Raw genomic sequence first — 12,723 nt, 5'->3', positions numbered from 1 at the left:
GTTAACGATGAAGTATCCGAGTGTCTATATGATGGAACCGGGTGCACGTGGCGACATCCTCTCTATCGCATTCGCCAGCAAGGGACAGCACCAAGACGCAGGCGCGAAAGTCTATCATTGCGCACCGCACACCACTTCCCAGATAACCTCTAAGAGCATCAGTAAAGATGGTGGTCGATCGAGTTATCGCGGGTGGGTGGATGTTGCAAAGGGGGCAAAAGGGTGCAAATCGCACGTCGTTTGTGATGCCCTTATCCTTGACAAGGACTCCCGTTCGGACACCTATCCAGTTATTGAGATTGGTGAGAACGATACCAATATTGAACACGAGGCACGCGTCAGCAAAATTGGCGAGGAACAACTCTTCTACTTGATGAGTCGTGGGCTTTCGGAAGAGGAAGCCTCTACAATGATTGTCAACGGGTTTATTGAGCCTCTTGTTAAGGAACTTCCAATGGAATATGCTGTGGAAATGAACCGTCTCATTCAACTTCAAATGGAAGGTTCAGTGGGTTAAAATGGTTGTCAGTTTTCGGTCTTCAGTTATCGGTTAAAAGCGTTTCTCGTAGCAGTTCAGGCACCTTTGGCGTATATCAGACTCAATAAACTTTTACAGATCGTTTCTTAACCGATAACCGACAACTGATAACTAATAAAGGATCAAACAAATTGCAAAAAGGTGATTTTTCAAAAGAATTTCTTCAAAAAATAGCAGCAACTGAACCACAGTGGATGCGTGATAAACGGTTAGAGGCTTACGCACATTACGAGTCTTTACCGATGCCGCATACGACCAAAGATGATGTCTGGCGACGTACCGTTGATATGCGTACCCAAGATTATTGGCGACGCACGCGGCGGTATCTCCGCGGTTTCGCTGTTGAAAAGTATCATCCGAGTGTCCCTAACGGCACAGTATCCTCCGAATGTGTTGACGACAGTGAATCGGAAACCGCGGGTGTGCTTGTACAAATTGATGGACAACGCCAACATATCTCCGATACTGAAATACTGAAAGAAAAAGGCGTATACTTTGCGGATCTCCACACAGCATTACGAGAGCAGCCGGAACTTCTCCGTTCTTACTTCATGAACAGGGCAGTGACCTTAGAGACGGCGTTAAAAAGTGGGAATATCGCGCAACATAATAAGTTTGATGCACTTCACGGCGCATTTTGGCAGGGCGGTTATCTCTTACACGTTTCTAAAGGTGTAAGGGTTGAAGCACCCCTGCGCGTCTATATCAGGATGTCCGAAGCGGAGCAAGCTGACTTGTCACATACACTCATTATTGCTGAAGAGGGCAGTCAGGTCGTCGTTTTGGAGGACAATTTATCTACGAACGCAGCGGCAAGCGGATTACATAGCGGAGCTGTCGAAATTTTCGCTGGGCAGAATGCGAACGTGACATACGTACAGGCACAACGTTGGAACCGGCACGTCTGGAATTTCGCCTCGCACCGCGCGATGGTTGCCAGAGACGCACATCTCTGCTGGGTGACCGCTACCTTTGGTGGTAGGCTCAACAAGATAAATCAAGCCGTTGTTTTGGAGGGTGACGGGTGTAACGCAAAAATGTTAGGACTCGCTTTTACGGATGCCCGTCAACACTTAGATGTTAGCACCGCACAGGAGCATGTTTCACCGCATACCTCCAGCGATCTATTATATCGGACTGTCCTCAAAGACAGAGCGCAGGCTGCATGGGGTGGAAATATATACGTCTATCCGTCAGCGAACCATACCGATGCCTATCAGAAAAACGATAATCTCCTGCTCAGTGAACGTGCGCATGCCGATACTTTGCCCGGATTAGAGATTCAGGCGCATGAGGTGCGTTGTACACACGGCGCAACTGCCGGAAAAATTGATGCCGAGCAGGTCTTTTACCTAATGAGTCGTGGTTTGCCTTATACAGAAGCAGAAAAACTAATTGTTGAAGGGTTCTTTGAACCTGTCATGGAACGTATCCCGTTAGAATCTGTGCGCGAAGAATTGGGTACATCTATTACGCGCAAATTAGTTACCAGTTAACGGTTATCAGTTTTCAGTTAAAGAGGCGTTGGGTTTACCTAACACTTTTCGGCGAATAGTTATCAGTGCTCAGTTACAAGAAGTGTGTTGTGGCAGGTACATCAAACCAACCATCCACGAGAAATTGACTGATAACTGAAGACTGACAACTGAAAACCATAAAAAAAGGAGAAACTCATCATGAGTCAACCGAAAATTATCGCTTACATGAAGCCCGTCTGCGGATGGAGCAATGGTGTCCGTGCGATCTTCGCCAAATACGGTTTAGACTATGAAGATAGAGACATCATTAACAACGAAAACAACTATCGTGAAATGGTTCAGAAGACGCGGCAACCCTATCAGCCATGCGTCCAAATTGACGACGTGATGCTTGCCGATGTCAGTGGCGATGAAGTGGAACACTATTTGGTTTCGGAAGGGATCGTCAAATCCAGCGATGCTGAAACCGATGTACCAACGGATCAGGCGTGTGAGGACCACGGACCATCTGCTGTTAATATTGGTTTCCCGAGCCGATAGTGTATTGAATGGATCTCCAATGGCGGGCACGCTCAAAAGAGTGTGCTTGCCCTACATAGGGTGATAAACATAATGCATACTGCGCACTTTCGTCCGCTTGATGTGGAAGGCATCCGCAAAGATTTCCCGATCTTCGCGACAGAACCGCCGTTGGCTTTCCTTGATAACGCCGCTTCGACGCAGACACCACGTCCAGTCGTTGAGGCGATGGATGCCTATTACGATACCTATCGTTCCAATATCCATCGCGGTATCTATCGTATCTCAGAGGAAGCGACGGAGCAGTACGAGCGCGCGAGAGAAAAGGTGGCAGAACTGATTAACGCACCCCGCTCGCGCCAAGTCATCTTCACGCGGAATACAACAGAATCCATTAATCTCATCGCTTATAGTTGGGGAACTGCAAATATTCAGGAAGGTGATGAAATTGTCCTCACCGTTATGGAACACCATAGCAACCTCGTGCCTTGGCAGCTGCTTGCACAGCGGACAGGTGCGGTGCTACGGTTCCTTGAGATCACCGATGAAGGGTTGCTTGACTTCACGCAACTCCGCGATTGTCTCACTGAAAAGACGAAACTTGTTGCTATGGGACACGTTTCTAATGTACTTGGGACCATCAATCCGATTCAGTCTGTCATTGACGCTGCGCACGCTGTTGGCGCGAAAGTCGTCGTTGATGCAGCACAATCGGTGCCACATTTTCAGGTCGATGTCCAACAACTCGATTGTGATTTTCTCGCATTCTCAGGACACAAAATGTGTGGACCAACCGGCATCGGTGTGTTATACGGTAAAATGGAACTGCTTGAAGAGATGCCTCCGTTCCTCGGTGGTGGCTCGATGATTCGGAGTGTTGAGCGTGACGTATCAAGTTATGCAGAACTCCCAGCTAAGTTTGAGGCAGGCACCCCCAGTATCGCTGAGGCTATCGGACTTGGACACGCCGTGGACTACATCACGCAGGCAAATTTAGCAGCAATTCACGTTCATGAACAAGAACTCTTAAAATATGCACATCAACGCTTAAAAGAAATCGAAGGCATTACCCTCTACGGACCGTCTGCACCGCATCAAAAAACGGGTGTTATTTCCTTTAATTTGGAGGGCATCCATCCGCATGATGTGGCAGGAATTTTGGATACGCACGGTGTCGCTATCCGCGCAGGACACCACTGTGCACAACCGCTCATGAAGCGGTTAGATGTTATTGCCACTGCCCGCGCCAGTTTTTACCTCTATAATACAGTTGAAGACGTAGACCGATTGTCCGAAGGGCTATGTAGAACACAAAAACTCATGGCTCGGAGAAAATAATGAACATATATCAGGAAGAACTGCTTGACCATTACGAAAATCCGAGCAACTACGGGACGTTGCCGAATCCTGATATTTCGCACGAGGAAGACAATCCGTTATGTGGTGATCAGATTCGCATTGACCTACTTATTGAAAACAACACGATTACAGAGGTGCGTTTTTGTGGTCACGGTTGTACGATTAGTCTCGCGTCTGCCTCTATGTTGACTGAGAGAATTGAAGGCAAAAGCCTTGACGAAGTTAAGAAACTCTCGAAAGACGACATTTTGGATATGATCGGTATCCCTTTGGGGCCTGTTCGCCTCAAATGTGCGTTATTGGCTCTCAAAGTCCTCAAAGCCGGTGCCTACGGCATCAACTGCTGGCCCGGTGAGGAAGATGAATAGGAGGTACAATACAATGAGTGACAATGTAACGGCAACACAAGAAACTAAAGTTACACTGAGTGTTCAGCAGTTAGAAAGCCTGATTCGTAAGGTAGTGCGTGAAGAATTGGAGGAGTTTGCAGCGCAAGAACTCGGGATTTTCCATCTTGATAAAGAATCTCCACTTTATGAGGATATGAAGGATATTCTTGAACGTAAAGAAACCGGGCAATTGAAGTTTCACACTCACGAAGAGATTTGGAATGAATGAGAGGAAAAGAACACGAATATGCCAGAATTCTATAAAGTTGCGAAGGTTAGTGAAGTGCCACCCGGCACGAAACAGTTAGTTGAAGTTGATTTTGTCCCCGTGCTACTCTTCAATGTTGATGGTGAATTTTATGCGATGGAGGACGTTTGCACGCATGATGGCGGTCCTTTGGCTGAAGGTTTTCTCAACGGCGATGAGATAGAATGCCCACGACACGGCGCACGTTTTTGCGTCAGAACCGGAGAACCGCTCTGTATGCCTGCTGTTGAAGCCATTGAATGTTACACCGTCAAAATTGAGGATGATGATATTTTAATTACCGTTGACTGATTGGTTATCTATCTTATAGGAGGAAATCCCAATGGTATCTGAAGAATCTGTATTGGAAACTATCAAAGAAAACATTATCGACCCAGAACTCGGTATTAACATCGTTGATATGGGACTGATCTACGGCGTGGATATCGATGAAACCACTGTTGATATTACGATGACTTTAACGAGTCCGGGATGTCCCGCTGGTGGACAGATTGTCAATGGCGCACAGCACGTTACACAGCAACTCGACGGTGTTGACGAAGTTAACATCAATGTTGTGTGGGATCCACGTTGGACCCCTGAAATGATGACTGAGGACGCAAGGGACGAACTCGGTATTTTTTAATTTTTAAACTATGGGGCTTCTGCTCGTTTTCGTCCGTTGTCCGAAAACGGGTTTCTGATGAAATCGGGGCCGGGTTTACGCGAAGTACGTTACAATGCAGAGAAAGCTCCCTATGGGCGTAGTTTCTGCTGGCAAGATTTTCTAACCTCACCGAATTACCACGATTAGTAACATGCATGTAGTTAGCAAAAGTCCGAAACTCCTCAAAAAACATGACACCGCCTTTCAGGTAGAATGGAAGGATGGGCATGCGAGTTGGTATCCATACACCTATCTCCGGCAGATGTGTCCGTGTGCTGAATGTTCCATCATCCGGCATAAAGGTAGGGATATCCATTCCCTCTTTGCACCGCAAGGCGACGGAGATGTAACACTGATTGAGGTCCCGGACGATATTCAACCCCTTGATGTTCAGTTAGTCGGTCGCTACGCGCTCCAATTCAGTTGGAACGATGGACACGACACCGGCATCTACCCGTTTGAAGTCCTGCGTGAGACGTGTCCCTGTCCAGAATGCGCACCGCTACCGCCTATCCAACTGGAGAAAGAAAACTAAGCGATGCAAACCGAATTCCCCGAAATTTCACCACAAGAATTGAAACAAAAACTCGATGAAAATGAATCTGTTTTGTTGTTAGATGTTCGCGAGCCGAGCGAATACGACATCGTGCATCTTGAAGACGCTCGTTTAATCCCCCTTAACACACTGCCACACCATATAGACAGTCTCCCATCAGACCAAGAGATCGTCGTTTACTGCCATCATGGACAACGTAGCCTTTACGCTGTCGCCTATCTACAGCAAAATGGGTTCACGGACGCAAAGAACCTCATCGGCGGGATCGACCAGTGGGCAGCCGAGATTGATCCAAACCTACCGAGATACTAAATCTTCCTGAACAGCATAGCGAAAAAGATTGACTTTTGCCTAAAAATGCGGTATTATATTGCTAACATGATTGCTATTCAAGGAAATACGTATGGCATCTCTTCCAGCACAAACCCTCTTCACCCCTAAGATGTCCTTGAATGACATCTATAGGCGCGTTGGTGTTGTTCATTAAAAGGAGGATACCCGTGATCGTTGAATTTGAAAATCGCTCAGGCGAAATGGAACAAGCCGAAATGGAAATTGACGAACCGTGCCCTATCTGTTGTGGTATGCTTTTCCCTGTTGTGGAATCGAAACCAGAGAGCGGATATCGATGCAGCAGTTGTGGACTCGTCTTTACGCCTGTCGAAGAAGATGAGTAAACGTATCGTCGCCAAAGCGTCGAAACAGAAGTCCGTGATCTGTTAGAATACCGCGAACCTGTTGAAACATCCCGTACCACCGAGTATCCCTGCGATGTTTGACTAAACCTTTCTAACAAAGCAAATATGCCGCTGATGAACCGTATCAATGTGTTTTCAATTTGATACAGTTCCCTGAATATCCCTTCCCTATTGTGTTGAATAACACACATTTTCCCAAATTATCTGTCCATTTTATTCGCATTTCTGCGTTGGTATGATTCTTGCTTATTATTTTTATAATATTTGCGTTAAGTTACCACCTTTCTCCTGAGAATTGTGTAGATTCAGAGAAAATTTCTTTTCTTTAGGACTTACGCAAATTGCGCAAATATCGGACATTTAGACGTAAAAAGCAGGAATTTTCGTCCTTTAAATCCCCTAAATCCCCCTTATCAGGGGGACTTTAAGACGGAATGCGTAAGTTCTATTTTTGATACGTCCATCCTTAAAAAGTGGAGACTTCCCATGAAAGCAAAGTTGTTTTCGATTTTTTTGGCACTTATTGTGATTTCAACGCTGTCCTTATCCAAGACTTTCGCTGAGTATGAGAGTTATATGCAATTAGGTCTACCTGAGGGTGCGAAAGCGCGTCTCGGTAAAGGCTGGATAAACGATATCGCAGATGTCGTGCTTGCCTACGCCCCCGATGGCACCCGCCTTGCTGTGGCGAGTAGTGTCGGTATTTGGCTTTATGACGTGGAGACTGGTAAAGCACTTGACCTGCTCGTAGGGCATACGGATGTGGTCAATAGCGTGACCTTTAGTCCAGATGGCGAGCATATAGTGAGCGGAAGTGGGGACAAGACGGTACGGTTATGGAATGCGAACACGGGCGATCCCATCCGAACATTTACAGGGCATGCGGGGGAGGTCAAGAGCGTAGCCCTTAGTCCAGATGGGGAGCGTATTGTGAGCGGGAGTGAGGACATGACGGTACGGTTATGGAATGAGAACACGGGTGACCTCATCCGCACACTCACAGGCCATAAAAGTTGGATCCGTAGCGTAGCGTTTTCGCCAGATGGAGAAACTATTGTCAGTGGGAGTGAGGACATGACGGTCCGGTTATGGGATGCGAGCACGGGCAACCTCATCCGCACACTCACAGGCCATAAAGGTTCGATCTATAGCGTAGTGTTTTCTCCCGATGGAGAAACTATTGTTAGCGGAGGTTGGAACCCTTCAACGGTCCATTTATGGGATGCGAATACGGGCAACCTCATCCGCACACTCAAGGGGCATCTGAGTTCGGTCAATAGCGTGGCGTTTTCACCCGATGGAGAGCGTATTGTTAGTGGAGGTGGGGACGACGCGGTGCGTTTATGGGATGCGAATACGGGCAACCTCATCCGCACATTCACGGAGGAGATGCGTTCGGTCTATAGTGTGACGTTTTCACCCGATGGACGCACTATCGCTACTCACAGTCAGGACGATACGCTCCTTTTATTAAATTCAAAGATGGGACGAACTACCTATCCTGGCGTTCTGAAGGATACAGTACGTTTACGAGATGCGAACACGGGCAACATCATCCACACATTCACAGGGTATACGAGTTCGGTCTATAGCGTAGCGTTTTCTCCGGATGGAAAGACGCTCGTTAGCGGAAACTCGGACAATACGATGCGTTTATGGGATGCGAGCACGGGCGACCTCATCCGAACACTCACAGAACACACGAATCAGGTCAATAGCGTAGCGTTTTCGCCAGATGGAAAAACTATCGTTAGCGAAAGTAATAGTATGATTCGTTTATGGGATGCGAACACGGGCAGCCTCGTCCGCACACCTCCAGAGCATGCGTATTTGGTCAGTAGCGTAGCGTTTTCTCCGAATGGAAAGACGCTCGTTAGCGGCGGTTCGGACGGTAGGATCCGTTTATGGGATGCGGACACAGGCGACCTCATCCGAACACGCACCGGGTATACGAGCTGGATTAATAGTGTGGCGTTTTCACCTGATGGACGGATTATCGTTGGCGGCGGTTATGACAAGAGACTCTATTTATGGGATGCGAATACGGGCAATCTCATACGCAAATTCAAGCGACATATGGGTCCAATCAGGGGTGTATCATCCATGGGACATATGGGTTCAATCAAGTGTGTGAGGTTTAGTTCGGATGGAGAGAGAATTGTTAGCGGGAGTGAGGATAATACGGCGCGTTTATGGGATGCGAGCACGGGCGAGCTCCTCCGCACATTCGTACATAAGAGTTGGGTTGAGAATGTAGCGTTTTCTCCCGATGGACAGACGATCGTTAGCAATAGTTGGGACCATACAATCTATTTATGGGATGCAAGCACGGGCGAGCTCCTCCGCACATTCAAGGGGCATACGGATCATGTCAAGAGCGTTGGGTTTTCACCGGATGGACAGACTGTCGTTAGTGGGAGCGATGACAAAACGCTCCGGTTATGGGATACAGACACGGGCACCCTCATTCGAACAATCACAGGGCATACGGATTCAGTCAAGAGTGTTGGGTTTTCTTCCAATGGAGAGAGGCTCGTTAGTGGGAGTGCTGACAAGACGCTCCGGTTATGGGATGCAGACACGGGGAACCTCCTCCACACATTCGAGGGGCATACGGATTCAGTCAAGAGCGTATTGTTTTTACCCGATGGACAGACTATTGTAAGTGGGAGTGCTGACAAGACGCTCCGGTTATGGGATGCGAACACCGGCAACTCTATTCGCACGTTCAGAGGGCATGCCTATGGGGTTGATAGTGTATCGTTTTCTCCCGATGGCGAGACACTCGTTAGCAGTGGGCATCGCGACACGATGTTTCATTTATGGGATACGAGCACGGGCACCCTCATCCGTACAATCACAGGGCATGCCGGTTCGGTCCTTAGCGTCGCGTTTAGTCCGGATGGCGGGACACTCGTTAGCGGAAGTGATGACAGGACGATCATATTATGGGATGCAAACACCCTCAACTTTATTCGCACACTCAAGGGACATACATATTCGGTCCGTAGCGTATCATTTTCTCCGGATGGCGAGACTATCGTTAGCGGGAGTCATGACAATACGCTCCGGTTATGGGATGCGAAGACGGGCACCCTCGTGCGTACATTCACGGAGCACACGGGACCGGTCCTTAGCGTAGCGTTTAGTCCGGATGGCGAGACGCTCGTTAGCGGGAGTGCTGACAATACGGTGCGTTTATGGGATACGAACACTGGCGACATCATCCGCACATTCACAGGACATACGAGTTTGGTTTATAGCGTGGCGTTTTCGTCTGATGGCGAGACTGTCATTAGCGGGAGTCATGACGGTACAGTGCTGTTGTGGGAACTCACACCAGCACGGGCCTTTGACGGTTCGGAACAAACACCTCAATAAAAATATCAGTGACCTATCTTGGGTAACCTTAAAAAATGGAGACTTCCCATGAAAGTAAAGTTGTTTTCGGTTTTTTTGGCACTTATTGTGATTTCAATGCTGTCCTTACCCAAAACCTTCGCTGAATATGAAAGCTATACGCAATTAGGCCTACCTGAGGGTGCGAAAGCGCGTCTCGGTAAAGGCTGGATAAGCGAAACCGCTTATTCCGCGCTTGCCTACGCCCCCGATGGTGCGCGCCTTGCTGTGGCGAGTAGTGTCGGTATTTGGCTTTATGACGTGGAGACAGGTGAAGAACTCGATCTGCTCGTAGGGCATACGGATGTGGTCAATAGCGTAGCGTTTAGTCCGGATGGCGAGACTATCATTAGCGGGAGTCGGGACAAGTCGGTCCGTTTATGGGACACAAACACTGGCAATCCCGTCCGGACATTCACAGGGCATACGGGGGGCATCAATAGCGTAGCGTTTAGTCCAGACGGAGGGACTATCATTAGCGGCAGTAGTGACAAGACGGTCCGGTTATGGGATACCAGCACGGGCGACCTCGTCCGTATATTCACAGGGCATAGGGCTTCGGTCAGTAGCGTAGGCTTTAGCCCGGATAGTGAGACGCTCGTTAGCGGCAGTAGTGATAGGATGGTGCGTTTATGGGATGTTGATACTGGCAAACTCCTCCACACACTCATGGAGCATACGTATTCGGTTAAGAGCGTAGTGTTTTCGCCTGATGGTAAGACAGTTATTAGTGCGAGTCGGGACAGGACGATGTGTTTATGGGCTGTTGAGACCGGCGATCTCCTCCATACATTCGCAGGGCATGTGGATTCAGTGAATAGCATAGCGTTTTCGCCGGATGGACGAACGATAGTTAGCGGCAGTAGCGACAAAACAGTCCGGTTATGGAATGTGAACACTCGCGCTGTCATCGACACACTCACAGAGCATACAGGTTGGGTCCTTAGCGTAGCGTTTTCGCCCGATGGAAAAACCATCGCGACTGGCAGTCAGAATAATACACTCCGTTTATGGGATGCGAACACCGGAAAACTCATCCGAACACTCACGAAGCACACGAGTCCGGTGCTTAGCGTTGCGTTCTCTCCGGATGGACGAACGATCGCTATTGGCAACCAGGACAAGATAGTCCAGTTATGGGAGGCGAACACTGGCAAACTCTTCCGAACACTCATAGGGCATACGGATGGGGTCGATAGTGTAGCGTTTTCGCCGGATGGAAAAACGATCGTTAGCGCGAGTCGGAACAATGCGCTCCGTTTATGGGATGCGAACACCGGAAAACTCATCCGAACACGCTCCGGATACCCGAGTTCGGTTGAGAGTGTAGCGTTTTCGCCGGATGGACAGGCACTCGTTAGCGGGGGTTGGGATAGCACCCTCCGTTTATGGGATGCGAACACTGGTAACCCCATTCACACACGCGAGGGGTATAGGAGTTGGATTGATAATGTATCGTTTTCGCCGAATGGAAAAACGATCCTTGGCGCGAGTTGGAACAGTATCCGTTTATGGGACGCGAACACGGGCAACATTATCCGAACATTCATAGGACATACGGATGGGGTCAGTGGCGTAGCATTTTCGCCGAATGGACGAACAATCGTTAGCGGCAGTAGGGACGGTACGATCCGCTTATGGGATGCAGACACCGGCAACCTCTTCCGAACGCTCACGGGGCATAAGAAGGCAGTCGATAGCGTAGCGTTTTCGCCGGATGGACGAACAATCGTTAGCGGCGGTAGGGAGGGTACGATCCGTTTATGGGATGTGAATACGGGCAATCAAACGCTTGTAAAAAATACGTCTTCGGTCAGAAGCGTATCGTTTTCGCCGGATGGAGAGACTCTCGTTACCGGGGAGGATGGATCCAGATACGGCATCCTCCGTTTATGGGATGTGAGCACCGGAAAACTCATCCGAACAATCACAGCGCATTGGCATTCGGTCGATAGCGTATCGTTTTCACCGGATGGACGAACGATCGTTAGTGGGAGTCCAGACAAGTCGGTCCGTTTATGGGATGCGACTACCGGCGACCTCCTCCACATACTCATGGGACATACCAATGGTGTCAATAGCGTATCGTTTTCGCCGGATGGAGAGACATTCGTTAGCGGTGGTGGAGACAATAAGATTCGTTTATGGGACGCGAATACGGGCAAACGCATCCGAACATTTACAGAACTTGCGAATGGTGTCAATAACGTATCGTTTTCGCCGGATGGACAAACGATCATTAGTAGCAGTTGGGACAAGGCGATCCGTTTATGGGATGTGAACACCGGAAAACTCATCCGAACATTCACGGGGCATACGAGTAGGATCCGTGGCGTTGTGTTTTCACCTGATGGCGAGACTATCGTTAGCAGCGGTTGGGACAAGACACTTCGGTTATGGGAAGCAGATACCGTCACCCTCATTCGGACACTCACGGATCATACGAGTTCCGTCGAGAGCGTATCGTTTTCGCCGGATGGACAAACGCTTGTTAGCGGGAGTCGAGACAATACAGTCCGTTTGTGGGATGCAAACACGGGTAACCCGATCCGTACACTCACAGGACATGCTGATTGGGTTAATAGCGTATCGTTTTCGCCGAATGGAGAGATTTTCGCGACTGGCAGTCAGGACCGTACGGTGCGTTTGTGGGATGCGAACACCGCCAACCGCCTCCGTGTCCGCATATTCACGGGGCATACGCGTGAAGTGAATAGCATTGCGTTTTCGCCGGATGGAGAGACGCTCGTTACCGGGAGTTCAGACGGCACAGTCTTGTTGTGGGAACTCATACCGGGCTCCGTTTTTGAATGAATTTCATGAGATCTGAGCCTTGTGTATTTTATGCCGAACTCACGTCAATAGTTTACCGA

13 protein-coding genes are annotated in these 12,723 nt (G+C 48.8%); all 13 read left to right on the top strand.

The genetic code is table 11. The features are described from left to right. The coding region (locus OXH00_26490) for a SufD family Fe-S cluster assembly protein (GenBank protein MCY3744582.1) at positions 1–517 on the top strand (517 nt) is incomplete at its 5' end. 152 nt (positions 518–669) lie between these two features. Beyond that, positions 670–2,034, top strand: a complete 1,365-nt coding sequence (gene sufD, locus OXH00_26485) for a Fe-S cluster assembly protein SufD (GenBank protein MCY3744581.1) — start codon at positions 670–672, stop codon at positions 2,032–2,034. 180 nt (positions 2,035–2,214) lie between these two features. Then, positions 2,215–2,556: a glutaredoxin gene (locus OXH00_26480; GenBank protein ID MCY3744580.1), complete on the top strand. Its 342-nt coding sequence runs from the start codon at positions 2,215–2,217 to the stop codon at positions 2,554–2,556. Positions 2,557–2,628: 72 nt separating this feature from the next. Continuing rightward, positions 2,629–3,873, top strand: coding sequence for a cysteine desulfurase (locus tag OXH00_26475; protein MCY3744579.1), 1,245 nt, complete (start codon positions 2,629–2,631; stop codon positions 3,871–3,873). After that, positions 3,870–4,262 (top strand): SUF system NifU family Fe-S cluster assembly protein, encoded by a 393-nt coding sequence (locus tag OXH00_26470; protein MCY3744578.1) that lies wholly within the window; start codon positions 3,870–3,872, stop codon positions 4,260–4,262. Before OXH00_26475 ends, OXH00_26470 begins: the two co-directional genes overlap by 4 nt. A 13-nt stretch (positions 4,263–4,275) precedes the next feature. Then, entirely contained in the window at positions 4,276–4,512 is a 237-nt protein-coding gene (locus tag OXH00_26465; GenBank protein MCY3744577.1) for a hypothetical protein, read from the top strand. A gap of 18 nt (positions 4,513–4,530) precedes the next feature. Further along, on the top strand, positions 4,531–4,842 hold the full coding sequence (locus OXH00_26460) for a non-heme iron oxygenase ferredoxin subunit (protein MCY3744576.1): 312 nt from the start codon (positions 4,531–4,533) through the stop codon (positions 4,840–4,842). Between the two features lie 31 nt (positions 4,843–4,873). Then, positions 4,874–5,176, top strand: a complete 303-nt coding sequence (locus tag OXH00_26455; GenBank protein MCY3744575.1) for a metal-sulfur cluster assembly factor — start codon at positions 4,874–4,876, stop codon at positions 5,174–5,176. Between the two features lie 172 nt (positions 5,177–5,348). After that, the gene (locus OXH00_26450; GenBank protein ID MCY3744574.1) at positions 5,349–5,732 is read left to right on the top strand and encodes a DUF971 domain-containing protein; all 384 of its coding nucleotides are present in this window, start codon (positions 5,349–5,351) and stop codon (positions 5,730–5,732) included. 3 nt (positions 5,733–5,735) lie between these two features. Continuing rightward, entirely contained in the window at positions 5,736–6,065 is a 330-nt protein-coding gene (locus OXH00_26445) for a rhodanese-like domain-containing protein (GenBank protein MCY3744573.1), read from the top strand. A 188-nt stretch (positions 6,066–6,253) separates the two neighbouring features. Continuing rightward, the gene (locus OXH00_26440; GenBank protein MCY3744572.1) at positions 6,254–6,430 is read left to right on the top strand and encodes a hypothetical protein; all 177 of its coding nucleotides are present in this window, start codon (positions 6,254–6,256) and stop codon (positions 6,428–6,430) included. Positions 6,431–6,937: 507 nt separating this feature from the next. Then, the gene (locus tag OXH00_26435; protein MCY3744571.1) at positions 6,938–9,832 is read left to right on the top strand and encodes a hypothetical protein; all 2,895 of its coding nucleotides are present in this window, start codon (positions 6,938–6,940) and stop codon (positions 9,830–9,832) included. A gap of 48 nt (positions 9,833–9,880) precedes the next feature. Continuing rightward, positions 9,881–12,664, top strand: a complete 2,784-nt coding sequence (locus OXH00_26430; protein ID MCY3744570.1) for a WD40 repeat domain-containing protein — start codon at positions 9,881–9,883, stop codon at positions 12,662–12,664. Positions 12,665–12,723 lie beyond the last annotated feature (59 nt).

It is taken from the genome of Candidatus Poribacteria bacterium (assembly GCA_026706025.1).
GTDB lineage: Bacteria > Poribacteria > WGA-4E > WGA-4E > WGA-3G > WGA-3G.
Note: the sequence above shows the minus strand (reverse complement) of the source record. Positions and strands in the feature narration are given on the sequence as shown.